This window comes from Dyadobacter alkalitolerans DSM 23607 (assembly GCF_000428845.1).
In the GTDB taxonomy this organism is placed as follows: domain Bacteria; phylum Bacteroidota; class Bacteroidia; order Cytophagales; family Spirosomataceae; genus Dyadobacter; species Dyadobacter alkalitolerans.
The window spans coordinates 39,494-66,292 of the sequence record NZ_AUAS01000003.1; the positions used below are offsets into that span (position 1 = coordinate 39,494).

Genomic DNA, 26,799 nt, shown 5'->3' on the forward strand with positions numbered 1-26,799 from the left:
CCTTAAAATGCTACTCTTTTACTATTTTCCTGGTTTCGGAAATACTTCCGTTGTCAAATTTCAAAATGTTTAAACCCGGGGACAGCTTGTCTATCGTAATAATGTTCGGCCCAGGTTGTAAAATCTTGCTCTTATGAGATAATACTCTCCCTGTTACGTTATAATGGGTAATGTTCCAAGGGCCTTTCTTGATTGCATTAATTTCAATGTATACTTTACCAGTACCAGGATTTGGGTAAAAATTTCCGACCAGGAATTTTTCTGTATCGCTTCCCAATGCAACTATTTTTGAGTAAGCATATTTGGTATCCAGATCTATCATTTTCAGGCGGTAATATGCTTTTCCAACAGGTGCATTAAGATCAAGAAAAGTGTAAGTTCGTCGCTCGTCGGGTGCTTGCTCGCCTATTTTCTCAAATGTTTTTGCATTCAAACTCCTTTGGATTTCAAAATGACTGAAATCAACTTCCGAGCTGGTTTTCCAGGTAAGCTCATTGCTCTTCTCTACGGCTTTCCCTGTGAAAGAAATCAATGTTACTGGCAAAGGTTGTTCAATTGATTTCGCTATAAAGCCGCTGAATCCGGATACAGGGAATGTCACTTCCCAGATGGAATTGATGGCATTCCAGACAAAAGTGTAATCTCCTGCATTCCAGGAGTTTGACCCGTCAGGGATATAGGATGGCGGCCCGAAATAATTCAAGCCTGTGTTACTGGTTCCTGAAAATTTAACAATCTGGAAATGGGCAATACCTGAGACATCATTCGGGCCGATTGGCAAAAGGCCTGCAGTAATGGTTGCATTATAGGCATCAAAGTCGGCTTGTGAGAAGTACAAGGTTACCGTGCCGGTTGCTGTGCTTGCATTAGTGCTTGGCGTAATTTCATAATGCCGGGGCACATAGCTGAAAGGCGGGGTTGTTTCAAGCCAGCTTTTTATAGTAGCCTCAGTAAAGCCTTCTAGGGGCACTACTTTGGCTATATATTCACAATTATTGGCTACAAGAGGCGTTGCGGCAACATTTTGCGTATTGGTTGTTGCTGCTGTCGGGAGAGAGACATTACCATCACAAGTCGGAACAATGATGTTCACAAAGTAATCTTCCGTCTCACCACTGGCATAACCTCCGCAAGCAGAATCACCTATTCCCCCGTTACCAGATATGACTCTCATGCGCGATAATCCTGGCAAGGCCGTTTCCGGAATCGTAATAGAACCCGTCAATGTATAGTCCGGAGAAAAGTTATTTGATGAGAAATACACTCTTTCCGCAGGCGCATCAAAACTGCCATTATGGTTGTAGTCGATCCAAACAGATGTTGCACTTAAACCAAAAGATCCACACTGACCCATCCGAATAGAGATTGGAATGGCATTTGATACTGTAAGGTTCGGCGCAGATACCAGGTTAGTGTAATCTGAATATCTGTTGTGTAGGGAGAGCAGGCCTCCGGTTTGACCACAATTAGAAGAATTATTTAATTCAGCAATTGATACATTGAATATGTCAGAACCTGAATTGTCATCTGACGCAGATGTACAAGGACAATAAAGAAATGTGTCATGCACAGCCACCGGTGTTGATATGGTTGTGTTTGCGCCGGTTGGACAGGTTACTTCGCAGTAAAAGTTGTCAGGACCTGTGATGGTCGCAGTATATGTATCATTCGTAGCACCTGCAATCGGACCAGCATCATTATACCATTGGTAGGTGTTGCCCGAGGTAATTATAATAGGACTGAGGGAAAAAGTGAAACTCACCTCCGGGCAAACCGGGTTTTGCGTAGCTATTGCATTCAGTTGTAGCGGGCTGTCGCTGCAGGCAGGAGGTGGTAGAATGTTGATCAGATAATCTTCGGTTTCCCCCTGACCATAATTTTGGCAGGCGGAATTAAGCGGAGTAAGACCAACAGTGGTAATGACCCGCATACGGGTGATGCCTGTTGATGCGGTTTTAGGAATAATAAATGAGCCAGTAGTGGTCAAATTCTGAAAACCTCTTTCCTGATGTATAAATTCACCCGGACTTTCAAAGGTTCCGTTACGGTTGTAGTCTATCCAGATAGCAATGTGGAAATAAGAGGAAGTCCCGCCTGCGGATACTGAAAACGGGATCGTTGCCAGTTGATTAAATACGGGTGCATCCACCACCGTAGTAAAGTCAGAATAGGCACCCAGCACGGATCCAGGTCCACCGGTTTGTGAAAAATTGGTTGAATGATTTAATGTTCCTGCGGTTACATTAGTAACATCTAATGTTGGTCCGCTCAAAGCGGTAGAAGTGCAATAGCATGTCAAGACAGAAACCGGGATTGATCTTGTTGTTTTTGAGCCATTGGAACAGGTCACATCACAATAAAAGTTGTCCGGGCTTGTAATTGTAGCAGTATATGTTTCCTCTGTTGCACCTGCAATCGGTCCCGCGTCATTATACCATTGATACGTGTTGCCGGTAGTAATAATCGCAGGACTGAGCGTGAAGGTATACCTTGCTTCCGGGCACACGGGAAGTTGTGTGGCAATTGTTTTGGTTTGGATCGGGTCGCCGCTGCATGCAGGAACTTCTCCAATGTTTACGACATAATCTTCGGTTTCTCCCTCACCATAATTTTCACAAGCAGAGCCTACCGGATTTTGACCGGCATTTGTAACGACTCTCATACCTGTGATGCCCGTTGCAGCGCTTAAAGGAATCGTGAAAGAACCGTTAACTGTATGGTTGCCAGAATTTGGCTGCAATGTCTGATATACTCTTTCATCGGTATCTTCAAAAATGCCATTCTGGTTGTAGTCGATCCAGATGGAAGTGGCCGCATTACCGCTGTTTTCCGCAACTTGGATTGAAAATGGAATCGTGGTTAGTCGATCAAAGACCGGAGCCGCCACAAGCGTGGTGTAATTGGAATATCGATTTAAAATAGATCCTGGCCCTCCGGTTTGAGAAAGGTCAGAAGCGTTGTTCAGTGTCCCTGCTGTTACATTAAAAATGTCCGGACCTGTGGTATTGGTAGCAACAGAAGCGCAATAGCATGCATAAAATGGTGTCAAACTAATTGCAACCGGAGTCGATTGACCCGTTTGGCCGCTTTGGCTGCATGTAACGATACAATAAAAATTGTCCGCAGCCGTGATGGTTGCCGTGTATGTCGGGTTAGTAGCGCCCGCAATAGGACCTTCATTATTGAACCATTGATAGGTGAACCCGACAGCATCAGCACTATTCAATGCAGAAGATGATGAAAACGACAGATCAACCGTTCCGTTAAGGCAGGCAGTGGTTTGACTTGCGATGGTATTTCCCGGTGCAGGGGGTCCCGAGCAATGCACGGCTGTAATGTTCACTGTATAATCTTCTGTTTCGCCGCCGGTATAACTTCCGCAAGGCTCTACGTTTACGTTTGACGTAATAATCCGCATACGGGTAGGGCCTGTCAAAGCACTCAGCGGAACAGTGATTGTCCCTGTAACAGTATGAAATGGTTCGGAGACTTGCCCGGAGCGAAACGCGAGTTCCACAGGCGCATCGAAACTTCCGTTGTGGTTATAGTCGATCCAAACCGAAGTTGTTGTCGCCTGGTAACCGGTGCAATAAGCAACATCGACTGAGAAAGATATTGGTTTTAATATAAAAAGATCCGGGGCTGCAAGATCGGTGTAATTCGAATAACCGCCCGGCACAGATCCGGTGCCAGCTGTTTGATTACAAGTTGAAGAATTGTTTAATGTGCCGATCTGCACCTTTACAATATCCTGGACAGGGCCACCCGTGGAAGTGCAATAAGTTTGTGCATTAATGATGCCGCTACTGGCAAGACACAAAAGGATTATTAGAAATGTTGAGTAAAGTTTTTTGATTTTCATCCGAACGTAGTTAAGGTATTTTATGAAAATTGTCCTGTTAGGCGAGTTTTGATAGCAGTCAGTTGGTAGCAGTTAGTTGGCTTTTGCTCCAATAAGTTTTTCTGGACTATAAGCAGTAAGTTGCGATGCAAAAAACAGAAAACAACACACATTGTACAATAGCAAATATTTGCTATACCTGCGTGTTCTTGGTTGCTATACACCGCTCACTACTTCGGACAATAGCAAAGGGTAGTATCGAAAAAATGCTTGAAGAATCTGGAATGATGAATAATCTGATACAAACGGCAGTTTAACCAAAGCATATAGATTTCATCTATCGGCTTTAACTGAAAGTTATTCGGTCGTTAAAGTGAAATTTGGAGATCCAGCAAAAAGCTGGGCTAATGTCGCTTGGAGGCAGGTATGCGTTCATAGATGGTGAGGTGGCACACCTTAAACTGTAATTATTTTTTGCTACCGGCGTCCACATGCAACGGTCTTCTATATGTGGACCCGTATGACAAATGCAACACTTTCGTGGCAAAAATCGAGGGTTTTATGAGATTTAGCCATTTGTTCTCCTTTCATGTTAATCCAACCTTTAAACCGAAAACAGGGGGCCGCCAACATTCGTACGAAATTTCCCATTCCACGATGGCCGACCGGTACCCGGTACTGGATGAATTGATGCGGATTAAAGATAGTCGCTATCTTTAGGCCCGTTCAGGTTATGGGGTTAGGTTAAAAGATAGGACCAAAAGTACCGCGAGTTGGATAGAGCATTTTTCTGGTGAAATGTGCGCTACATGCAAATCTCAGCCATCTTTGAATATTGAAGGGTTTAAAGTTTACCTTTTCTGAAAAATCTGTTAGCCGGAACTGGCCCTTCGAAAGCATATTGATATGCTTTCAACTAATATGGATACTCATACCAGTTCCATATAGAGGTTCTAGCAGGCTGGTGGTTGTTTAGGTTACAATCTTTTTAATCCAACCCATTGTCATCAGCACGAGTGAGGACAGTAACCCCCTAATCGCTCCTAAGCGATTTCACGGGATTCATCAACGCCGCTTTCACTGCCTGAAAACTAACGGTTAATACAACTATTAAAATAGCGAATATTAGGGTAACTGCGAACAATCCTGCTCCAATAGCGATTCTATAATTGTAATCCTGCAGCCATTTATCCATTGCATACCAACCAATCGGTGCAGCGATTGCGAAGGATGTGATTATGATCAGAATAAAATCTTTTGTCAATAAACCGATGATGCTAGCGACTGTTGCGCCAAGTACTTTTCGAACGCCGATTTCTTTGGTTCTTTGCTGGGCTGTAAATGCTGCAAGTCCAAACAATCCCAGACAAGAAATAAAAATCGTAAGTCCAGTAAAAATTCCTGTTAATGAACCGGTTCGTTGCTCATCGGCAAACTTGGCCCTATAGGATTCGTCGGCAAACGAATATTCAAATGGGTAACCTGGATTGTATTTCTTGAAAATCGCTTCGGCTACTTGCAGATTTTTCGCAATTGAATTAGCGGGATTTAATCGAATGCTCGCCCAATTTAGCGTCATTGGGCCGCCCGGACCAGCGATGATCACAGGATTTACAGTTTCATATGGAGAAGCAAAAATGAAATCTTTCACTACACCAACAATATGCCATTCAAGTTCCTGAAACTTCACTAATGCTCCTATCGGGTTTTCTAAACGCATGGTTTTCACAGCTGATTCATTGACCATGACAGCCGTTGAATCCGTGGGATACTTATTAATGTCAATCTCCCTGCCGGCAACAAGTTTGGTGCCGTTGGTTTTTAAAAAATCCATGTCCGCTCCAAACCTGTCAAATTCCTGATCCTTGTCCGCTTGTGTACTTCCTGGCCAGGCAAGTCCCCATTGTCTTGTATTGATGTCCGTTATTGGTCCAAGCGATTTACTGACAGAAACAGCCGCCCCCCTCTGAATCAATTCCTGTTGGACTACTGTATAATGTTTGCTTAAATCACCTGATAACTTACTAAAAATAAGATTGCTCCTATTGTAGCCGCTATCCCTGTTTTGGGCGTGATTAATTTGCCGTTTGATTACCAAAGTCGCAATGATCAGCACAATAGCGAAAGTAAACTGAGCTACTACTAACACCTTTCTTGGAGAAAATGCAGCATTAACAGCTTTGTATGTCCCTTTCATTACACTTATCGGCTGGAATCCAGAGAGAAAGAATGCAGGAAAACTTCCGGCAAGCAAACCAGTAAATAGTACAAAACAAACAGCAGTTAACCAGAAATAAAGTGAGCCAAAATCCAGAGAAAGTCGTTTGTCCGTAAGATTATTAAAAGTGGGAACACATAACAGAATCACTAAAAATGCCACTATCCCTGCCAGAACAGTAAGTGCTACTGATTCACTGATGAATTGCAAAATCAATGAAATTCTTTTAGCACCGGCAACCTTTCTGATACCAACTTCCCTGGCGCGCTTTTCGCTTCGGGCTGTGCTCAGATTAATAAAATTAAAGGCAGCTATAAGCAAAATAAAAGCCGCAATAATACCGAACAGACGAACGGTCGCAATCTGCCCACCAACTAGCTGTCCATTTTCCTGTTTGGAGTACAAATGCCATTTACTGGCAGGATGCAGAAAAATCTGTCTGTTTGAAACATCGTCGACAATGCCTTTGAGGTGAGCGGCTGTAACCTTTTTGATCTTATCATTGACGAGAACTGAATTAACCTTCTCTTTCAAAAGTACATAGGTATAATCGTTATTGGAGCTCCATTCATCCGATCCCCAGCCAAGCGATATAAAATAACTGTATGGTAAAATATATGAGATTTCTTTGAACCGAGAGTTATCGGGAATATTGCCCAAAACGCCCGTGACAGAAAAATTGTCCTTGTGTTCAACCTGAACGGTTTTACCAATCGCATCTGTAGTTCCAAATAGCTTTTCAGCCAGCGCACCCGTAATGACAATCCCATTATTTTCCGAAAGAACAGTGCTGGCATTCCCAGTCAAAAGAGGTAAATCAAACAAGTTCAGAAACGAAGGATCAGCAAAAGCCCCCTTCGTGTTCAGATTTTTATCATTGGCGGAAAGCAAAAAGGAACCCGGACGATAGCGGGAAACATCTTCGATATCTGCATAGTTCACTTTCAATTCAGTTGCTAAAGGACGCGGCGTTGTTTCCCAAACCTGTTCATTTCCACTGAATTTATCTTTGTTATAAACTTGAAAAAGCCGGTCCGTTTTACCGTAAAATCGATCATATTTCAACTCACTCTGAATCCAAAGGAATATCAAAGTCGAAGCCGCCATCCCGATGGCTAATCCGGCAATGTTAATAAATGCATAACCTTTGGCCCTGATTAGGTTTCGCCAGGCGATTTTTAAATAGTTTTTTAACATGGTGATCTTCCGTCTGAATGTATGCGATTTTGAAAGAGTCCACTATTGTGCCTAATCACTAAAAATGCTTTTGTGCATTCCTACTAACGAAAAGACAAAATTTATTGTACGATTTCGGACACATTCAACCGAGAGTGTCCGCTTCTATGAATGGTATCTTTGCTCCTGCCTTATATTTCTATTGTCTCACAAGCGTCCAATATGTACGGCGGATATAGACTCTGATGAGTAGGGGAACCACAGTCTTGCGAAGGAGCGTTTTTGTGGTTTAAAAGGGTTCGTTTTATTACATCCCTGATGGGCCTGGAATCAGATCTCCGATGTAAATTTCCGGACTATTTCGCAAGAAAAATTTCAGAATTAAATTGCCTTGATATCGGTACCAATATTCAGGACGGGTCATTGGCTTGCAGTATTTTAAGGTATACCCTTTAAAGTAAATAAAACTCTAAGAGGTACCCATTAGCTCTAAACGCGCATTTTCCCCTTCTGGTTAGATTACTTTTAAACCTCCCGTTGTAACGGATGTAAAAAAGGCATTAAATATCACTACAACGATGCTTTAAAATGTAAATCGCCAGCCATTAATTCAATAAGCGGTGTATAACAAAAATTAAATGGAAAATTGGAAAGCCATCGCTTTTTTGCTGGCTTCGGGACAGGGATTTGTTCTTAGCCTTTCTCTAATCGCCCGCGGTGTTAGAGGTGCCAAGGAACAAATTTTCTTGGGGTTGATGCTTATCCTACTTGCTCAGGAGCTGCTGAGTGCATGGGGTATTCAAGTTCACTATCACCAGCAACCCGACCCGTTCCGTTTTTGGAATTACCAGAGTTATTTGTTGCTTCCTATATCGCTCTGGTTCTTTGCCCGGTTTACTACCACTCCTGATTTTCAGTTCAAAAAGAAATACTTGTTAGTTTATCTTCCGGTTGTGGTAGAAGTCGCTTTCCGTTTGTTCTGGCAGGCTTATGCAAGTTCGCCGGGTGTGAAAAGACCTTCGTTACTTCAAAATCCATTTTGGTTTTTTTGGACTGAAGTACTGCCGATCATTGGGATGTTCATTGTATTGTCGATTTATGCGAAGAAGCTAAACAGGTTTCGTCTTGCCTGGCAGCAACAATCGTCCGCACTTAGTAAACTGAGTTATTTCAGGCTGTACGGTTTGTTTGGGTTTCTTACAGTTCTAATGTTCATGTGGTTTGCCGGGGTGATTTTAGAATGGCCTGTCTTTGAGGGGATAAACCTTCTGTTGACAGCCTGTTTGTTTGGCTTGGGTTATCTTGGTTATCTGGACCCCACTTTTTTCATGCTGCCTTCCTTGCACAAACAAAAAACGCTTGACAGACCTGAATTTTTCCAATACGACGACTTGGCCCAATTACAATTACTGCACGCAGCATTCAAGCAGGATGCATTGTACACCAAGTCGCGGCTGACGCTGGAAGATGTAGCGGCTCACCTGCATTTGCCTGCAAGGTATGTTTCTTATCTGGTCAATACGCATTGCTCTTCTAACTTCAACAACTTTGTAAATGGTTTTCGCGTAGAAGAAGTGATCCGCAAGCTTGGCGACCCCAAGGAGCAGCATAAGACCGTGCTGGCATTGGCATTCGAAGCGGGATTTAATTCGAAATCCACCTTCAACCAAGTATTTCGGCAACACACTGGAAAATCCCCTTCTCAATATTTGCCTTTGCAAGAATAGGCGGTGATAGTGATCTAAACTGGTGTCCAAAATCATGATTTCGGACGTCCGGAAAGACGTAATAAGGCGCTTTATGCTTTTCATTTCACTTGTTTTGGCTTTTTAAGACAGAAACAGCCAAAATCTGATGAAAGTGAAAATCCTGCTCCTTTTAGTTCTTACCCTTACTTTGCCCGCTCTTTGCCAGACTACTCGGCCCCATGGAAAGGCATCTGCTATCCGCCAGTTTGAAATACGGATCAATAAAAATATTGAACTGCTGGGGTTAGTATACTTTCTTGGCTATGAGGGCGCGCAGGCCGAAATGGATGAGTATTCTGCCAAAACAAAGGCCCGTTACGCCTACGGCCTGGATTTGTACCGGCAATACAAAGACTACGAAAAAAGCAAGCACTTGGCTGTAATAATTGGTTTTGCGCAAGATATCTGGCTTGATAAGTTGATCAATCTGCTGGTTCAATTAGATGAATTTCCAAATGCAACATTGCGAAGGGAGATTGGTGCAAGCTATTATCTTGCTTTTTCTGCCAAGAAAGACACGTTGGAAGCCAGAAGAAACGTGACGATATTCATTGATGCTATGAATCAGCTCTGGCAGGAAGTTAATTTTGATAATTATCTGGAAAAGAACCGGTCCAAATATGAAAATGCGCTGGCCCAGGTGCAGCGCGGCGTGCCGGACAGTTTGTTCATTCCAGCGATGGAAAACTTTTATCAGGCGCATCTTGATAGTTATATCCTGGTCCCCAGTCTGACCCTCCCGCCGGGAATGGGCTTTGGTATCAATTATTCCGAGCATCAGAAAAAACATGCTTTCCATGTATTCGGCGCATTCGGAATGCCCACTTTCAAAGACTCGTCGGAAACCGACATGGGTTTTAACGATCAAAAACATTTGCTCGAATTGAGCACACACGAATTCGGACATTCGTTTGTGAATCCGGTGATAGATAAACTGCCTTGGGAAATGTTCACAAAAACAGAAAAGCTTTTTGAGCCAATAAAAGAGAGAATGGCCAATCAGGGATATACATCATGGAAGGTGTGTCTTTATGAACATTTTGTACGGGCAGGAGAAATCATGATTTCACATAATCGCGGTAATAAAGCTGATACGCAGCGGCTCAGGAAACATTACGAAGCCGACAGACAATTTATATACTTACCGCAGATCCTAAACGAATTGGCCAAGTACAAAAAATCACAAAGCATATCATACAGCCATGCAGTTCAGGCTGCAATGCAGGAGCTGGCTAAGAGTGCTGGTTCACAATGATTGGGAAGCCGTTTAGTAAGCAACTCCTTTTCACAACAGTACATGTAGTTTTGAGCATCTACTGGTAGCTTTTCTATTCTATGCCAATGAGTAAGGTTAAATTACTTTGTCTGTTAATCGGTTTGCCTATAACAATGTTTGGGCAATCATTTACTGGGATTATAAATGATAGTCAGAATGATACTGCTTTGCCATATGCAAGCGTGGTAGTCAAGGGCAAAAACATTGGGGGAATAGCCGATTCAAAAGGTCATTTTTCTATTTATATCGCTAATGCAGTTCCGACTGATTCAATTGTAGTGAGCTATCTTGGCTATGGGAATGGTTGGCCTACCTCCGGAGTATTTGTAGTCAGTAATTAAAGATTTCGTTATCATTTGTCATCTTTTTCACTGAATCGCAACTAATGGTGCGCATTAACAGGGAGAAAGATGAACAGATTAAAATTTTTTATACTCGTTTTTATTTGTGTACCCGGATTTTCGACAAGATCCACAGCCCAGATTCAAAAAGAACAGACTGATTTGCTTGACCGTTATTTGAACGTACAGCAGCAATTAATTGGCTTTAACGGAACAGTCATGATTGCCAGGAATGATAGTATAATCTATCGACAATCTGTAGGAAAAGCGTCCTTAGAGCTCGACGTACGGTTTTCTTCCGATCCTGTTTTTCGAATAGCATCAATCACCAAACAGTTTACTGCTATGTTGGTAGTGTTGGCTGCCGGAGAGAATAAGTTAACGCTCGATGATCAACTCAGGAAATATTACCCCCAACTTGGCCAATCAGATTGGAGTGTCATAACTATCAGGCAATTGCTTACCCACACCTCCGGCCTTCCACACAATGAAGGGATAGCGGATTATTGGGATAAAACTTCGTTTCTACCACTCTCGGGCCGGCAGGCCACAGACGAGATTTTCAACCTGAGGCTATTGTCTATTCCGGGTACCAAAACGCAATATTCCAGTCCTGGATACTTTATTCTGGCGAGTATTCTGGAAATAGTTTACCACAAAAGTTATGATGCTATCCTAAGGGAGAAAATTACAGCTCCATTGCATATGGATCACACAGGAGTAGGCAATGCAATAGATATTATTAAAGGAATGGTTTCCCCATATCATCAACTAGCGAATCGACTGATCGCGGCACCACATCGGGACTATGCTTTAATGAAGGGGTCGGGCAACATGTATTCAACCGCGAGCGATCTATCAAAGTGGAACAATGCCTTAAATGGTGGCCATTTCAACAAAATGGTCACAGACCAGCTGTTCACCATTCAAAATTCACAACCGGTTAACGGACGTAGCGAATCCTACGGTTATGGCTGGTTTCTTAGGAGATCTTCAAACCCAGAAAAGGATTTTAATTTTACTGGTGGGGGGACTTTTGGATGTTCTGCTATTTCAGGATACTATCCAAATGCAAAGATTTCAGTAGTTATCCTAAGTAATGTTTCCACTTTGCCAGTTGGGGAAATGCAGTCCAGTATTGAAAGCATCCTTTTCGGAGACAGGTTTGACATGCCCGTTGTACGTACCCATATAGTAATGGAGGCATCGCAACTTGACAAATTCCAGGGAACATATACCGCAGATAATGGCCATCTATTAGCGATTTTTTTAAAAGGAGAGCAGCTCTATGCGAAAATGGGCCAAAACCCATTCTTCGAATTGTATCCCTCGGATAACTCTGTGTTTTTTTTGGCAAAAAGGTGCCCGTGCAGATTGAATTTGAAAAAGATGCACACAACACCATTAAAGGCCTCAAAGCCAACATAAAAGGACAATCAATTCATTTTGTCAAAAACAAATAGCATGGAAAAACAGTTTTTGGAAATGATCACCATGCATAAGGCCACCATTCATAGGATTTCACGACTTTACCGGGACAGCCCTGAGGACCGCGAGGATCTTTTTCAAGAGATCGTTTTACAGTTGTGGCAGTCTTTCGCAAAGTTCGAGGGAAAGTCCAAGCAAAGTACTTGGATATACAGAATTGCCCTTAACACCGCAATGGCCTGCTATCGAAAGAAGCGTATAATGTTATCATTTACCGAGCGATTACCTGACAAGGAAGACAGCAACATTGAATATGAAGATCGGGAAAGAGAAGAACAGCTGTTTGTCATACTAAAAAAGCTGAATGAAGCAGACAGGGCTTTACTCGCATTGTATTTCGAAGACTTCGACTATCGCCAGATGGCAGAAATAACGGGGTTGAGCGAAAACCATATTGCCGTAAAGATGGGAAGGATTAGGTCTAAGTTGAAAAAAACATTAAATCCAGCAAAATGAATATTGATGAATTGAAAAACGATTGGAAAAATCTTAAGCCCGAAAATACCGGCATGAAAGAGCAGCCAATGATAAAAAGAGGCAATAACCAGTTAAATGCTATCAGACTGCGGCTTGCCATAGAAATGGTGTCGTACGTCTTATTTCTAGCTGTTTACTATACGATGTTTGATGGGGACAAAAAACCGGTATACGCCAATTTCTTACTTGTTGGATCTTTTTTTATGGTCATCATCCATAGCTTGATGGGCTACTTGGCCGCAAAAAACATTGTATCAGGAGAAGATATTTTGCAGTCGATGACCAACTATCATGAAAAGCTTAAAGGATACGCTATGGTTTCTTTGCTGACACGGACGGTCTCTTTGATTTGCCTATTAATTTTCTTTGTTTCTTCCATAGAGCTCGATACTGAGAAAAACTGGACGCTTTTTGGCTTGGCCTTGCTCGTCGGCATTCAGGCTTATATAAATTATAAGATATGGTCTGCCAGGATAAAGAGAATTGGTGATTGCATTGAAAATTGGCAGTCGTAAACGTAAAATAATAGGTAATCATCTCAATTAAATGTTGATGGACTGTTTTACACTTGCCCTTATGTATGCGTAAAGGGTAGGTTTACTGATTTCAAGCATTTCACATATTTTTTTTACTGATGTTTTTTTTGCTTCGTAAAGCTGAATGGCGAGCTCCTGTTTATCTGCACTAAGTGTTTTGGGACGCCCTCCCAACCGGCCCCGGGAACGGGAGCTGACAACCTATCATGGTTCGCTCCTGTATCAGGTTACGTTCGAATTCCGCAAGAGCACCAAAAAGGTGAAATACCAGTTTACCTGTCGAAGTGGATGTCGGTAAGACCACTAAGTAATAATGCTTCGATCTCTCGGCTGAATTGATCAAGCTTGCTTTTACCACACGGCCCGTTGGTCGGCCAAGCTTTATCCCTGATAGTTTCTTTGCTGCAAGTGACTCTTTCGTTCACTTGCTGTTCAGATCTCGTTCAATTTCAGAAGCCCTAGCACAAACTATCGTTTATTTTGTAACAAAACGACTCACAGTCACAGCCAAAAACGATTAAAGAAAAGATCACTTTGCCGGCGTTGTTCCAGAAAAGCTGCGGAACCAGGAAAGACTTTCATTTGATCGGTTAAGTCTTGTGGTGCTATGTACAAGTATCACTCCGTGAATTTGGAAAGGCGCTCCCTAATGACATTGCGAGATGAAGGCCGTGGCGCTTGTGCGTCGACCAGCTAACGGTTTCAAAGTTGTATACCCGAATGCTTCATTATACGAAGATTGCTGCTCCACCAAGACATTCAATGGATTCTTAATTCAGGCAGGCTATTTACTAGGTGTTCCTTCTATCTCTGTATGCTCCATATCCAGACACTGGTATTTTATCCCTTTTTTTGTCAAGAATATGTAACCGCTTGTGTCTGTCTAAAAATTCGGTGGTATTTCCGTACTCTCAGGCACCAGGATTTCCCTTCCGTAATAGCTCTTGAAATCCCCAATTATACCGCTTTAAAATTACAGATTAGTGGTACAGCGAAACAAATTACTGGATATTGTGAACTGGCAGGTTAAACTGTACTTTGTTGGTGATTGGATAGATTGGGATCTAGAGACTAAGCAAAACCAATATCTGAAATTGGATGCTCTCAAGAGGCGTTGATATTGTTCGTCTGAAATTTGATGCATATCTCTCTGTCAAGTTTGATGTTCCGCCGTGTTTGACGATCAAAGAGAAAAAAAAACCTTTTGCGGATATTCTAACTAATTTTTTAATAGGTTTAGGACTGGTCAAATCTATTGCAAGTTTTATTGCAACTAAAACAAAAAAGACCTAGCAAATTTTGCTAAGTCTTTGATTTTCAAGTGGTCACGTAGGGATTCGAACCCCAAACCTCCTGATCCGTAGTCAGGTGCTCTATCCAATTGAGCTACGCAACCAATTCCTGAATTGGAGTGCAAAGATAGGAAATGGAGGCGCTTGGAGCAATAGCAAGTTGTAAAAAATGCTGAAAAAAATTTTTCGAAACTTTATTTGCCCTGAAAATCAGGCTTTTTCTTTTGTAGAAATGAAGAAATCCCCTCCTGGGCATCGTGGGTTTTGAATAATCTTTCCTGGTTTTCGAGTTCGTGTTGCTGCATTTGGGCCAGATTGGAATGAAAGGATTCGTTCATGACGAGCTTCATGGCGCCGATGGCTTGCGTGGGTGCATCGCGGTAGTAAGCAACGGTTCTATCGATTTCTGCGTCCAGCTCGTCTGCGGGTACGGATCTGCTGATGAGGCCGATGATGGCGGCCTCCGGGGCGTAGACTTTTCTGCCGGTGGATGCGATGTCGAATGCGCGTGCAGCGCCTACCAATCGAGGCAGGAAGAATGTGGCGCCGGCGTCGGGCATGAGGCCGATTTGAACAAATAATAAGCTTAAATAAGTGTCTTCACGCGCAATGACGACGTCACAAGCCAGCGCGAGTGAGCACCCCGCTCCTACTGCCAGACCATTAAGCCTGCAAATCACGGGCTTTGGAATGTTCCGGATGGCTTGAATCATAGGGTTGTAATATTCCCGCAAAATTTCGCCGGCACCCTGCCCTGAGCCTGCGGTTTCTTTCAAATCTGCGCCGGAACAAAATGCTTTGTCGCCCTCGCTTGTGATGATTACGACGCGCACGGATTCGTCGCTATCGGCTGCTTTTATAGCAATGGTAATTTCGTTGATCAATGCAGGGCTTAATGCATGGTAAACCTGCGGCCGGTTCAGCGTGATCCTGGCGATGCCATGTGCGTTTTCGAAAATAATGTGCTGGTACATGGCTGTGAAGTGTTTTTTGTCAAAAGAAAAAATAGACGGTGAGGCTACTCACAAAAACACCGCAAATAACGCCGACTAGAATCTGTGCGGGCGTATGCGCATTCAAATGCAGCCTTGCGCTGAGCAGCCAGCCTGCGACCAGGACTGTAATTATCAGTGGAATAAGCAGTTGGGCTTCGTCGTGGCGGATGAGCAGGCCGGTGAGCATGCCCAGGGAACCGCCTATGCCGGTTGCGTGGGCGCTGATTTTCCAAAACAGGCTTACAACAGTAACAATAAGCAGCGAAACCGTGGCCGCACCGAGAATGATCGCAATTTGCGGGGCGAGTTCTGCGATGGGTTGCAATTTCCAGCCAAAAAGATACGTGGCAATGCCATAGATAATGATGCAGGCCAGATAAGGCAGCCTGCGCTCTGCGAGGTCATCGACGTGCATGGTGCTGATAATGCCCATTTTTTGGAAATAATAAACGACCAATGTAGGCGCAATGAAGGTGTTCAGGAATAAAAGCAACAGCAAACTGGCCAATGCCGGCAGTTCAAAAGCACTCACGCCGACCAGATCAGGGGTAATGATAAACAAGAGGGCGAACAAGTAAGTAGTGAGGATCAGCGGGTGAAATACTACAGATAATATGAGTGCGATTCGATTATTCAAGGCAGAGTGTCTTTAATCCGGATGTGATTGACAAAATTACGCTGAAAACCAGTCTGCACAAGAGTCAGTTCCCGCAGAAAAGTAAGTTAGGCGTGCGGAATAGGTTTTCGTAGGGTAATTTGTAATTTTGCGCCTCATTCGGAAAGCCGGATTCACAAGCATTCAGTAAATTAAGATTGAACCAAAAAGAAAATGGGACCGCTGCAGATTAAAGACATTTTACAGACTTCTCCTGAAAACCAGTCCGTTACAGTAAAGGGATGGGTCAGGACAAAACGTGAGAGCAAAAACGCGATTTTCATTGCGTTGAATGACGGTTCCACCATTCATAATATTCAGGCAGTGGCTGAGCCTGGCCAGTTTTCTGCTGAATTGCTGAGCACGGTTACCACCGGTTCTTGCCTTAAAATTACTGGTCAACTTGTTGAATCACAAGGTTCTGGTCAGGCTGTCGAGGTGAAGATCGACGACATTCTGGTTTACGGGACGGCTGATCCGGAGTCTTTTCCTTTGCAGCCTAAAAAGCATTCACTCGAATTTTTACGCGAAATAGCGCATTTGCGCCCCCGTACGAACACATTCAGTGCGATCTTGCGCATTCGCCATGCATTGGCTTTTGCGGTGCATCAGTATTTCAACGATGGTGGATTTTTCTATCTGCACACGCCCGTCATTACGGCTTCGGATGCGGAAGGGGCTGGTGAAATGTTCCGGGTTACGACATTGGACCTCAATAAGTTGCCAAGAACGGAAGAAGGAGCAATCAATTTTAAAGAGGATTTCTTTGGAAGAGAGGCTAACCTGACGGTTTCGGGCCAGCTGGAAGGCGAGCTGGGTGCGATGGCGCTTTCTAAAATCTATACATTCGGACCAACATTCCGTGCCGAAAATTCTAATACGACTCGCCATTTGGCCGAATTCTGGATGATTGAGCCGGAAATGGCGTTTTTCGAGCTGGAAGATAATATGAACCTGGCGGAGGATTTTGTCAAAAAAGTGATCACTTATGCATTGATCCACTGCAAAGACGATCTGAATTTCTTGCAAAACAGGCTTGCAGAAGAAGATAAAAACAAGCCGCAAAATGAGCGCTCGATCCCGCTGCTTGAAAAACTGAGCTTCGTGGTGGATAATCCTTTCGAGCGCCTTACTTACACGGAGGCCATTGAAATTCTATTAAAATCAAAACTACATAAAGAAAAGAAATTCCAATATCCAGTCGGCTGGGGAATCGACCTTTCCAGCGAGCACGAGCGTTATCTGGTGGAGAAACATTTCAAAAAGCCGGTTATCCTGACCAATTATCCGAAGGAAATCAAGTCGTTCTACATGAAACTGGACGAGGATGGCAAAACGGTTCGTGCGATGGACGTGCTGTTCCCGGGCATTGGTGAAATCATCGGCGGAAGTCAGCGTGAAGAAGATTATGACAAGCTTCTGGGCCGGGTGAAAGAGGTAGGCATTGATCCTGAAAACCTCTGGTGGTATCTGGAAACACGTAAATTCGGAACCGCACCGCACTCTGGTTTCGGACTTGGATTCGAACGCCTTGTGCTGTTTGTGACAGGCATGAGCAACATTCGTGATGTGATCCCGTTCCCGCGTTACCCGAAGAGCGCAGAGTTTTGATAATATTTTGAAGGTTTTTGGTAATCTATCCTATAAAGAAAATGAAAGTAAGGAGGGGGTAAGATCAGATAACTATTCGGCCAAACTCAATTTTGTAGCTAACGCTATTGAGTTTGGCCGATGTTCGAGGATAGGTTACTGTTTAAAATTATTAATTGACCACGATTTTATAGGTGGTTTCCGATCCATTGGTGTTTGTCAATTGTACTACATAAACGCCCTTCGGCATACCCTTCACATTCACTTTTGACGAGGGCTTACCAGCTGAACGATAAACTTCTTTTCCATCAGAACCGACAATCTTCACTTTCGAAATCTTGCTCCAATCAGCAGCTTGAATTGTCAATTCCTCAGAAACAGGATTAGGGTACGTGTAGGTAGCAACACCCTCAAACTTAACAGTACGAATCCGGCTATAAGCGCTCGTTCCATCTTTGTCAATCATATGCAAACGATAAAGGTTGTTACCCTCCAGTGGATCATTATCAACCGCAACATAGTTGACCTGCGCCTTACTTTCACCCGTTGCAGCCACTGTCTGAATTGTTTTCCATTTTTTTCCATCAAAACTACGCTGCACATCGAAGCGGTCGCTGTTGGTTTCTTCGGTTGTGGCCCAGGTCAATGATGCAGTTTTTCCTTCGCTTGAAGCATTGAATTCTTTTAGCATTACCGGGAGGTTTACCTCGACAGGTGTGGTTGTTGTGCTATTGTCATTACCAGTGTCGTTTCCCGGAGTTTGGCCGGGATCTGCAAAACCAAGGTTTGCCACTATAATCCCGTTACCGACCTTATTTCCAGTAAACAGAATATGAAAACTAATACAAGTTGCATTTTCAAGGGTAGGGTTGTACAGTAAACGAACCGAATGGCTGCCCGGAATATTCTCCAGTGAGAGGATTGTAAAATCGCTTAGGGGAGTTCCATCGCTATTAACGACATCGGTAATCGTTAGATTTTCTGAAAAGCTTATTAGTGGTCGTATTCTATTAGCAGGAGCAGTTATCGGATCTGGATCATCATTGCATATCGTCACATCAATTGCGCCTGTCTCGTAGTTGAGAATTGATGACTGTAAAGGCGTAATATTTATGCCGATATCCTGTGCATGTGCAAAATTGAAAATGCAGGTGCAAGCGGCAATTAGACTCCTAAGTAAAAGTGTTTTGATTTTCATTGTTCATTTTGAATTAAAGGATCGACCTAAAAATTGAATAGTATTGCATTGGCCTATATATAGCACGGGACTTTTTGTTGACAGGCCTTAATTTGTGGAAATAGATGTCACTATCGCGTTGTTGCGCGAATCTTTATCACCACCCGTCTTACCAATAAGTGTTGCTTTTATGTTCTGGCCAGTACCGGGTGTGACTCCTTCATTTGGCTCTATCGTGAAACCAACAACCGCTTTTCCTTTTGCAGGAATGGGTGTTGTGGAAGACGCGGTGATATAACTGGCATTTTCTGAAAACGTCCAGTTGCTATTTTGGTTAGGCGTACCTCCTTGAAATACATCAGAGACACCACTCACAGTTGGATAAGTTATTTTAAATCCTCCAACTTTGTTTATACGAAATGTGACAGTTCCTGAAGTAGGTACGCCACTGTTTTCAAAAAGGTTAACCACAAAATCCTTACTTGCCTCAGTAACAACTATTGCATTGATATCCAGAGAAGGACTCAGGTCGGGGCAATCGCTTATTTGAACAGTAACCAATGAGGTAGAGAGGTCCGTATTAAAGCACGAATTGTGCTTATCATACCAAAAAGCAAAATACTGCCCATCCCCCGCAGCAGCAATATGCGCATCGGTTAAATTTAGAGGTTCGCTATGATACTGGGATTGCTGCCAAACCACAACACATGACGGACATGGCGGAGTACCAGCAACAACAAAATCATTTAGATTGACAGTGGCCTCAGGACACTTATTCGTTCCCTTATTAATGGGTTGTATTAACGCTACTTGGGATAAACCGGCGTCACATGCGTTAATTGCACTGTGTCCGATATCCAGGCCCAGGTAGCCCGTCAGTTGTCCGCCTTCTCCCGAAAAGGCTACGACTGCAGTGGTTCCTGTTGCTGTAAACTCCAGAACCTGGGGAATCCAAGTGCTGACATTACTTAATCCTGGCCCACCGCCTGGTTGAAACTTGGTGACGTTTATTCCCGAACCTCCAGAGACAAGACCTAGCTTCGCTTGCGTACCAAAGCCTAGATTGCCGACTCTTAATGAGATCACATTGTAGTGTATTTTATACTTCCGCCCGGGTGTCAGATTACTGATTGTTGTTTGAGCCACTGCGGTGCCCAAGTAGTTAGCCATAATTGTAAGAAACCCATTCGCCAAAGGGTCAAGACAAGCATCAAAAGTTGGTGGAGGTAAGATAGCGGGATTCCAGGTAGTGCCTGCCGAAGTGTTTCCCCCCAAGTACTTGATATTAGAAATGCTAGGTTGGTATGCTGCTATTGTCCATCCGGAAGGAACGCAGTTTGCGCAGGGATCCCCATGAGAATCCTGTAGAAGCTGGGCATTGGAATGTCCTAATGCAAGAAGAAAAATAGCGATAGCTGATAGAAAAATCTTTTTCATAATATTATAGTGTTTAAATGTTCATAAGCATCTTAAAAATTGTTTGTGTTCATTGTTTGAGCTAGGTCCGAGCAATCCGGATTACGGGTTGTAATTTGGAGTGGCGAATTAGACTTTAGATGATGTAATGAATAAAGGGTTAGCCTGAGTGAACCAACGGTATTCCTATTATATTTACTTGTCTTTCAGCGTCGAAAGCAATTAGACAATCCCCGCGTGACCTTTTTAAAATTTACCGTATCAACAATGTAAATACTGTAAATCTTAAACTTCGCGCACTTGAAAACTCACTTCAATTCTTTCCGAAACAGCATCACTCTGACCTGGTCAATGGTGCTGTTTTTTGTTTCATCCGGCTTTGCCCAGGAAGCGTTTAAAATCAAATGGTCGATGGATTACACCCAGAGCGGCGTTTCCAATCATGCCAACTTCGTGCCTGTAGACGCGGTGCTGGCGGGTGGCGGGAACACCAATGCGCTTAATGGCGGTTACGGGCTCGGCGGAGCAATGGTAGCGGCTTATGTCGTGCGGCCCTGGCCTAATTCCTTTTCGGTGGGCCGCTACATGGAGTTTGCATTCACTGCCAAATCATTTAAATACAACATTTCAAGCATTTCCCTGAGGCTAAGGCGCTCGCCCGACGGGCCAAAACAATTCAAGATCCGAACGGGCATGGATGGCTTCGCATCGGATCTTACGGCGTCCACATTGGTCAATCCGAGCCAGTTCTACACATTTCCGGTCCCGGTCGGGTTCAACGACCTTTCTGAAAACATATTTACCTTCCGCGTTTACAGTTACAGTCCAACGAGCATTTACGGCACATTATGGTTCGATGAAATCATTGTGAACGGAGATGTGCTGGCAATTGTCCTGCCGATCCATGTCACATTTTTTAAAGCAACTGCGAAGGAAGGCAAAGCGCTACTTTCGTGGGAAACAACCTGGGAAAAGAACAGCAAGGAATTCCGCATCGAGCGCAGCAACGACTTTAACACATTCACAGAAATCGCACGGATGGCTGCAAGTGGCGAGACGCAGGGAAGAACCCGTTACGAGTTTTTGGATGAAATGCCTGCCGCCGGAACCAACCATTACAGGCTTTGCATGACGGACACGGATGGCAGCATTGTGTTTTCGGCTCAGGCGGATGTCAATGTACAATCTAAAACCCCTTCATTTTATGTTGCTCCTAACCCGGCCTCCGCTTCGAGAATCTCCGTTTTTGGTCAAAATATAGATCCGGAATCATTAGAGCTCATCAATTTCGCCGGTTTACGTATAGCCATAAAACCCGAATTAAATGCGCAGGGATCTGTTGATTTAATTCCGGCTCAGGCACTTTCGCCGGGTTTGTATTTATTATGTTATCTAAAAAATGGCATTAAAGAACATGCGAAAGTATTAGTTCCGTAAAATATTGTGCGCTTAATTTGTGTTGCTTAAGTATAAAAATTACCTGCGATTCATCGTTAGGAAAGCGACGTTCTGATGAAAATAAATGGCTTGAAGCCTATGTTGAAAAAAGTGCAGCCGAAAGTGTGGTGGGCGGCATTAGCTGTTCTGGTTATCCTCGTCATTTCTTGGGGATTGGTGCGGAAAAAGAAGTCGGGACCAGAAGAAATTTTGGTCGATGGCAAGATGGTCTCCAAACTGGACCCTGTTCCTGTAAAAAATCCGGATGCAGCCACGGCGGCAAAAATTGCCAAAATTGAAGACATTTTCAGGCGTAAAAAAAGGGCTGGATTCAATGGTAATGTGCTCATTGTTCAGAAAGGGAAAGTGCTTTACCAGGATTCCTTTGGTTTTGCCCATCTAAAAAAGAAGGATACATTGACCAGCGATTCAAGGTTTCAGCTTGCCTCGCTTTCGAAGCCATTTACGGCCATTGCCGTCCTTAAACTTGTGCAGGAAGGACGTGTTAGCCTGGATGATTCAGTGCAGCGGTTTTTTCCTGATTTCCCTTATCACGGCGTGAAAGTGGATATGCTTCTAAGCCACCGCAGCGGACTTCCCAATTACATTTATTCTTTTGATGATAGCGTGCGCCATGGCAAAAAGTATCCTGATAATCTGGATATTATGGACTGGTATGCCAAAGTCGTCCCTACTCCTACGCCTTACAATCGCCCGGGAAGATCATTTAATTATTGCAACACAAATTACTGCGTGCTGGCCGCCATTGTTGAAAAAGTATCGGGCGAAAATTTCGGCACTTATCTGTATGACCAGATTTTTGCGCCCCTCGGTATGACAAACTCATTCTTGGTGACAGACACATCTAGTGCTGCCAGGCAGAACAGGACCGACGGGCACCAGTTCGGGCGGAGATTGGAAAAGGATTATTATGATGATGTGGTCGGGGATAAAGGGCTTTATTCGACAACGGGCGACATTTATAGATTTTACAACGGTCTGACCCAAGGCTTGTTATTAGATAAAAAACTCCTGGACGAAGCATTCAAACCACGCAGTTTCGAGCGCGCAGGCATCCGGAATTATGGATACGGGTTCCGAATGCACACAAAAGAGGACAACACGCCGCGATTCATTTATCATGGCGGCTGGTGGAAAGGCTATAACACCATGCTGTGGGTTTGCCCGGAAGACGAGGCGGTGATCATTGTGCTTGGAAACTCCTATAACCGCTCCACTTACGACCTTAAGGAACTGCTCGAAGTGATCCACGGACCGGGCAAGGTGGATGAGATTGAGAAAGACATCTAGCATTGTTTGAATTCGGCCGCGAATTCAGGATATTTGCCGAAACAAACGAATTCCCGCATCTATGCCCGATCCTGCATACTTTTTACCTGCTTGTCTGCTGTTGGGATTGCCATTTTCGGGTTTTCTTTTGCTCTGGCTAGCTGGAAAAGGTTTTAATAAAGCAGCAGGTTTCGCGGGAGCATTCATAACTGCTGCCGGACTGATAATCAGTTTTTTATACGCAGATCCGCAATCATTGCACGTGGTCAGTTTTCACTGGCTCACAATTGGCAGCACTTCCATTGACATTCCACTTCGTTTTGATGCGTTAACCTGCATCATGCTCGTGATCGTGCATTTTGTGGCATTGCTTGTGCAGCTTTATTCCACGGCTTACCTCCACGGCGACAATAACTTACATCGCTATTTCGCATTCATTCAGCTCTTTCTGTTTTCCATGATCGGCATTGTGCTTTCGGGCAGTTTGCTGGTAATGTATATTTTTTGGGAACTGGTGGGGCTTTCTTCTTATCTGCTCATCGGTTTTTGGTATTTCAAACCCAGGGCTGTTTGGGCTGCGCAAAAGGCGTTTGTGCTCAACCGGATCGGTGACGCAGCATTCCTGACAGGCATTTTAATGCTGTTTTACTATATTGGTTCTACCGACTTTGAGGTGCTCTCCCTCAAAATTGACTCACTAAGCCCCGGAATCCTGACAGCCATCGGCCTTTGCCTTTTCGGCGGCTGCATGGGGAAATCGGCGCAATTTCCGCTTTCGGGCTGGCTACCGGATGCAATGGAAGGTCCTACGCCCGTTTCCGCTCTTATCCACGCCGCCACAATGGTTGCTGCGGGGATTTTTTTATTGGCAAGAATTTCCTTTCTGCTCACATTCGATGCTAAGCTGGTTATAACGATCATTGGCACCATTACCATGCTTATCGGGGCCATTAAGGCCACTCAGGTTTGGGATATCAAGCGTGTTTTGGCTTATTCCACGATGTCACAACTTGGAGTAATGGTCATTGCAGTTGGTTTCGGGAGCTGGCAAACTGCCCTGTTCCACCTGGCCACGCATGCATTTTTCAAGGCTGGATTATTCCTTTCAGCCGGTTCGGTCATTCACGCCGTAACACCGGCCGACCTTGGTTCTGATTTTGATTTGCAGGATATGCGCACAATGGGCGGGCTGCGCAAAGCATTGCCGGTCACATTCATTTGTTTTTCGGTTTGTGCCGCAGCATTGGCCGGGTTGCCATTTTTTTCAGGTTTTTTATCCAAAGACGCGATCATTACCGAAGGGTTTCTTTGGGCAGGAGAATCGGGCGCATTGTTTTATATTTTCCCCATTATCGTGATCCTTTCCGCAGGCTTGACAGCCTATTATATGACGAGGCAGATCTGGCTGGTGTTTTTTGGTCAAAACAGATTTGATGCCACACGCATTCACCCGCACGAATCGCCAGCCATTATGTGGCTTCCGATGGCAGTTTTGGCGGTTTTATCCGTTTTCATCTGGTTCTCCTGGAATCCTTTTGACGCGGCTGGCTGGTTTTTATCATTCATAGGACAACATTCAGAAGCGCATTTAGTATGGGTTCCCATTGTGGCCAGTTTGACAACTTTCGGTTCCATTTTGTTGGCTTACAGAGAAATTAAATCAGAAAACCCATTCAGTATCAATACGTTAAATGCTGTTAATGCTCCGAATGCGCTGCAAAAACTGGTTTGGCTAAGGGACTATTCCAACACCCAATATTTCATCATTCCGTTTACATTCATTACCAAATATTTGAAAATATTCGAAAAGCGGGTAATCGACTCGTTCGTTGACCGGCTCGCCAAAGTAAGCGTTGTCCTGGGTCACCTCATCGGCTGGTTCGACCGGTTTTTTGTGGATGGCGGGGTGAATCTGCTGGTCTTTTCGATCAAATCCGGCGGGCAGGCAGTCCGTAATTTACAAAATGGCAAGATCCAGTCTTATTTCATTGTGACTGCCATGGGCGTGTTTTTATTGATATTGTGGCTGGTAATCCTGTAAAAGCAACGCACCGGCCATGATTTTTAACTTAATGCTGAATGATTGATCATATACTGACATTACTTATTGCCATTCCATTGCTGGGCGCAGCCGCTGTGGCTGTATGGCCGGCCAAAAAACCCGAAAACTTCCGGATCATCGCATTGATTGCGCTGGCTTTGGAAGTCATCATTTCGGTGCTTTTATATATTTCTTTTGATAACCAAAACCCGGGACACCAGCTGAGCGAGGTCACCGACTGGATCACCTTGCCGATCGGCGCATTGGGTGTGGTTTCGGTCGATTACGCGCTTGCGGTGGACGGCATCAGCTTTCCGCTTGTGCTGCTGGCCGTAATCGTGCTTTTTGTAGGGGTGATCAGTTCGTGGAATGTTATTCAAAAGTCAAGGGCATATTTTGCATTGTATTTATTGCTCACAGGCAGTGTAATTGGCTGTTTTCTGGCGCAGGACTTCTTCCTTTTTTACCTGTTTTTCGAATTCATGCTGCTGCCAATGTATTTTCTTATTGGCCTCTGGGGCGGTCCGAGGCGTGAATATGCTGCATTGAAATTCTTTATTTACACATTCTTCGGATCTTTACTCATTCTGATTGTAATGATCGCGCTGTACTTATCGGTGATCGATCCGTTGGAAACGGCCAGAGTCGTGGGCATTTTAGGCCTGGAAGATCCCATTCATCCCGACCTTATTTTACAGGTGCAGCAATGGCTTATAGATGGCAAAATCGCACCTGAGCAGCTCGTTCACACATTCCGTTTCGCTTATCTCGCCGATCCCAACAACTACATTCCCGGCTCGCTGCTTAGCACCGCTTCCGAATATCTCATCGGCAACATCCCATTGCGTTTGCTCGCATTCTGGTTCCTGTTCATTGGATTTGCTGTGAAATTGCCCGTTGTTCCCGTGCACACCTGGCTGCCTGATGCCCACGTAGAAGCACCTACGCCTATTTCGGTCGTGCTGGCAGGGATTCTTTTGAAAATCGGTGGTTACGGTTTTATCCGGATCGTGGATGGCTTTTTCCCGTTCGAAGCGCAGTATAGTGCCGTTCCGCTGGCTGTATTGGGCATGATTTCCATCATTTACGGCGGGTTCAATGCATTAGGACAGACCGATTTGAAGAAAATGATCGCCTATTCCTCGGTCTCTCACATGGGATTTGTATTGCTCGGCATTGCCGCATTCACGGCCGAGGGCATTAATGGCGCCATTTACCAGATGGTCAGTCACGGCGTTCTTTCCGCGATGCTCTTTATCCTTACCGGTGTGGTTTACGACCGCACCCATGACCGCCGCATCGACCATTACCGCGGCCTCATCGCCGTCATGCCGCAATACACCATCATCACCGGCATCGCATTCTTCGCATCATTGGGACTTCCTGGATTCTCAGGTTTCGTAGGAGAACTTTTCACATTAATGGGCGCCTTCCAGTCCGATGCATTACCCGTCTGGATCCCCGCATTATCCACATTAGGCATCGTATTAGCAGCAGCATATTTCCTCTGGACCTACCAACGCATGTTCTTCGGCGCATTCTGGTACAAAAACGGCAGCCTCCACGTCCTTTCCGACCTAACAAAAAGGGAAACAGCGATGCTGCTTCCCCTGGTTGTGTTGACGATTTTGTTGGGTTTACTTCCCGGAATCTTGTTCGATATCACCGGGCCTACTGTGGAGGCTTGGTTGGAGGGGTTGCGATAACCAAATCCTTAAAACCATAATATTTTGGGATTCAAATCCCTAAAAACTATAATAATTAAGGATTCAAATCCCCAAAAACCATAATAACTAAGGATTTGA

General features: G+C 44.2%; 19 protein-coding genes and 1 tRNA gene. 11 read left to right on the forward strand and 9 right to left on the reverse strand.

Features of this window, described 5'->3' with window-relative positions; all coding sequences use genetic code 11:
* Positions 1 to 10: 10 nt before the first annotated feature.
* Both G395_RS0105985 and G395_RS0105990 read right to left on the reverse strand, forming a co-directional pair.
* Positions 11 to 3,862 carry a GEVED domain-containing protein gene (locus G395_RS0105985; RefSeq protein WP_026629221.1) on the reverse strand — a complete coding sequence of 1,284 codons (3,852 nt, stop codon included), beginning with the start codon at positions 3,860 to 3,862 and terminating at the stop codon, positions 11 to 13.
* 1,012 nt (positions 3,863 to 4,874) lie between these two features.
* Positions 4,875 to 7,256, reverse strand: a complete 2,382-nt coding sequence (locus G395_RS0105990) for an ABC transporter permease (RefSeq protein ID WP_026629222.1) — start codon at positions 7,254 to 7,256, stop codon at positions 4,875 to 4,877.
* Between the two features lie 617 nt (positions 7,257 to 7,873).
* Between G395_RS0105990 and G395_RS0105995 the strand changes: the two genes are divergently transcribed.
* From G395_RS0105995 to G395_RS0106020, 6 genes are all read left to right on the forward strand, one after another.
* Entirely contained in the window at positions 7,874 to 8,962 is a 1,089-nt protein-coding gene (locus G395_RS0105995) for a helix-turn-helix domain-containing protein (RefSeq protein ID WP_026629223.1), read from the forward strand.
* Positions 8,963 to 9,095: 133 nt separating this feature from the next.
* The gene (locus G395_RS0106000) at positions 9,096 to 10,238 is read left to right on the forward strand and encodes a DUF4932 domain-containing protein (RefSeq protein ID WP_169720012.1); all 1,143 of its coding nucleotides are present in this window, start codon (positions 9,096 to 9,098) and stop codon (positions 10,236 to 10,238) included.
* An 86-nt stretch (positions 10,239 to 10,324) separates the two neighbouring features.
* On the forward strand, positions 10,325 to 10,600 hold the full coding sequence (locus G395_RS0106005) for a carboxypeptidase-like regulatory domain-containing protein (protein WP_169720013.1): 276 nt from the start codon (positions 10,325 to 10,327) through the stop codon (positions 10,598 to 10,600).
* A 69-nt stretch (positions 10,601 to 10,669) separates the two neighbouring features.
* Entirely contained in the window at positions 10,670 to 12,028 is a 1,359-nt protein-coding gene (locus tag G395_RS0106010) for a serine hydrolase domain-containing protein (RefSeq protein ID WP_026629226.1), read from the forward strand.
* Between the two features lie 36 nt (positions 12,029 to 12,064).
* Positions 12,065 to 12,544 carry an RNA polymerase sigma factor gene (locus G395_RS0106015; RefSeq protein ID WP_026629227.1) on the forward strand — a complete coding sequence of 160 codons (480 nt, stop codon included), beginning with the start codon at positions 12,065 to 12,067 and terminating at the stop codon, positions 12,542 to 12,544.
* Positions 12,541 to 13,080: a hypothetical protein gene (locus tag G395_RS0106020; RefSeq protein WP_026629228.1), complete on the forward strand. Its 540-nt coding sequence runs from the start codon at positions 12,541 to 12,543 to the stop codon at positions 13,078 to 13,080. The genes G395_RS0106015 and G395_RS0106020 overlap by 4 nt, the downstream gene beginning before the upstream one ends.
* Before the next feature lie 27 nt (positions 13,081 to 13,107).
* On the opposite strand, the gene G395_RS33055 is transcribed toward G395_RS0106020, so the two are convergent.
* From G395_RS33055 to G395_RS0106045, 5 genes are all read right to left on the reverse strand, one after another.
* On the reverse strand, positions 13,108 to 13,275 hold the full coding sequence (locus G395_RS33055) for a helix-turn-helix domain-containing protein (protein WP_374754374.1): 168 nt from the start codon (positions 13,273 to 13,275) through the stop codon (positions 13,108 to 13,110).
* Positions 13,250 to 13,459: a recombinase family protein gene (locus G395_RS33060; protein ID WP_374754375.1), complete on the reverse strand. Its 210-nt coding sequence runs from the start codon at positions 13,457 to 13,459 to the stop codon at positions 13,250 to 13,252. The genes G395_RS33055 and G395_RS33060 overlap by 26 nt, the downstream gene beginning before the upstream one ends.
* 964 nt (positions 13,460 to 14,423) lie before the next feature.
* Positions 14,424 to 14,497, reverse strand: a tRNA-Arg gene (locus G395_RS0106035).
* A 90-nt stretch (positions 14,498 to 14,587) separates the two neighbouring features.
* Positions 14,588 to 15,367: an enoyl-CoA hydratase/isomerase family protein gene (locus G395_RS0106040; protein ID WP_026629230.1), complete on the reverse strand. Its 780-nt coding sequence runs from the start codon at positions 15,365 to 15,367 to the stop codon at positions 14,588 to 14,590.
* 19 nt (positions 15,368 to 15,386) lie between these two features.
* On the reverse strand, positions 15,387 to 16,025 hold the full coding sequence (locus tag G395_RS0106045) for a hypothetical protein (RefSeq protein WP_026629231.1): 639 nt from the start codon (positions 16,023 to 16,025) through the stop codon (positions 15,387 to 15,389).
* 192 nt (positions 16,026 to 16,217) lie between these two features.
* Here G395_RS0106045 and asnS point away from each other — a divergent pair, with 192 nt between their 5' ends.
* Entirely contained in the window at positions 16,218 to 17,654 is a 1,437-nt protein-coding gene (gene asnS, locus G395_RS0106050; protein WP_026629232.1) for an asparagine--tRNA ligase, read from the forward strand.
* 151 nt (positions 17,655 to 17,805) lie between these two features.
* Here the strand turns inward: asnS and G395_RS31000 are convergent, their stop codons facing one another.
* Complete coding sequence (locus G395_RS31000; protein WP_051350039.1) at positions 17,806 to 18,831, reverse strand: T9SS type A sorting domain-containing protein; 1,026 nt, start codon at positions 18,829 to 18,831, stop codon at positions 17,806 to 17,808.
* An 87-nt stretch (positions 18,832 to 18,918) separates the two neighbouring features.
* Positions 18,919 to 20,247 carry a hypothetical protein gene (locus tag G395_RS0106060; RefSeq protein WP_026629233.1) on the reverse strand — a complete coding sequence of 443 codons (1,329 nt, stop codon included), beginning with the start codon at positions 20,245 to 20,247 and terminating at the stop codon, positions 18,919 to 18,921.
* Positions 20,248 to 20,526: 279 nt separating this feature from the next.
* Between G395_RS0106060 and G395_RS0106065 the strand changes: the two genes are divergently transcribed.
* The 4 genes from G395_RS0106065 to G395_RS0106080 all read left to right on the forward strand — a co-directional run bounded on the left by G395_RS0106065 (position 20,527) and on the right by G395_RS0106080 (position 26,700).
* The gene (locus G395_RS0106065) at positions 20,527 to 21,663 is read left to right on the forward strand and encodes a T9SS type A sorting domain-containing protein (RefSeq protein WP_026629234.1); all 1,137 of its coding nucleotides are present in this window, start codon (positions 20,527 to 20,529) and stop codon (positions 21,661 to 21,663) included.
* Positions 21,664 to 21,738: 75 nt separating this feature from the next.
* Positions 21,739 to 22,974 (forward strand): serine hydrolase domain-containing protein, encoded by a 1,236-nt coding sequence (locus G395_RS0106070; RefSeq protein WP_229204038.1) that lies wholly within the window; start codon positions 21,739 to 21,741, stop codon positions 22,972 to 22,974.
* Between the two features lie 61 nt (positions 22,975 to 23,035).
* Positions 23,036 to 24,994 (forward strand): NADH-quinone oxidoreductase subunit L, encoded by a 1,959-nt coding sequence (nuoL, locus tag G395_RS0106075; protein ID WP_026629236.1) that lies wholly within the window; start codon positions 23,036 to 23,038, stop codon positions 24,992 to 24,994.
* Positions 24,995 to 25,032: 38 nt separating this feature from the next.
* Positions 25,033 to 26,700, forward strand: a complete 1,668-nt coding sequence (locus tag G395_RS0106080) for a complex I subunit 4 family protein (protein ID WP_026629237.1) — start codon at positions 25,033 to 25,035, stop codon at positions 26,698 to 26,700.
* The last annotated feature ends 99 nt before the right edge of the window (positions 26,701 to 26,799 follow it).

Bases quoted from the DNA above. Each gene is read 5' to 3' on its own strand.
- G395_RS0106040 (WP_026629230.1), bottom strand. From the start codon at position 15,367: ATGTACCAGCACATTATTTTCGAAAACGCACATGGCATCGCCAGGATC.
- G395_RS0106005 (WP_169720013.1), top strand. From the start codon at position 10,325: ATGAGTAAGGTTAAATTACTTTGTCTGTTAATCGGTTTGCCTATAACA.
- G395_RS0106060 (WP_026629233.1), bottom strand. From the start codon at position 20,247: ATGAAAAAGATTTTTCTATCAGCTATCGCTATTTTTCTTCTTGCATTA.
- G395_RS0106010 (WP_026629226.1), top strand. From the start codon at position 10,670: ATGAACAGATTAAAATTTTTTATACTCGTTTTTATTTGTGTACCCGGA.
- G395_RS0106080 (WP_026629237.1), top strand. From the start codon at position 25,033: ATGATTGATCATATACTGACATTACTTATTGCCATTCCATTGCTGGGC.
- G395_RS0105995 (WP_026629223.1), top strand. From the start codon at position 7,874: ATGGAAAATTGGAAAGCCATCGCTTTTTTGCTGGCTTCGGGACAGGGA.
- G395_RS0106015 (WP_026629227.1), top strand. From the start codon at position 12,065: ATGGAAAAACAGTTTTTGGAAATGATCACCATGCATAAGGCCACCATT.
- G395_RS0105985 (WP_026629221.1), bottom strand. From the start codon at position 3,862: ATGAAAATCAAAAAACTTTACTCAACATTTCTAATAATCCTTTTGTGT.
- asnS (WP_026629232.1), top strand. From the start codon at position 16,218: ATGGGACCGCTGCAGATTAAAGACATTTTACAGACTTCTCCTGAAAAC.
- G395_RS0106020 (WP_026629228.1), top strand. From the start codon at position 12,541: ATGAATATTGATGAATTGAAAAACGATTGGAAAAATCTTAAGCCCGAA.
- G395_RS31000 (WP_051350039.1), bottom strand. From the start codon at position 18,831: ATGAAAATCAAAACACTTTTACTTAGGAGTCTAATTGCCGCTTGCACC.
- G395_RS0106070 (WP_229204038.1), top strand. From the start codon at position 21,739: ATGAAAATAAATGGCTTGAAGCCTATGTTGAAAAAAGTGCAGCCGAAA.
- G395_RS0105990 (WP_026629222.1), bottom strand. From the start codon at position 7,256: ATGTTAAAAAACTATTTAAAAATCGCCTGGCGAAACCTAATCAGGGCC.
- nuoL (WP_026629236.1), top strand. From the start codon at position 23,036: ATGCCCGATCCTGCATACTTTTTACCTGCTTGTCTGCTGTTGGGATTG.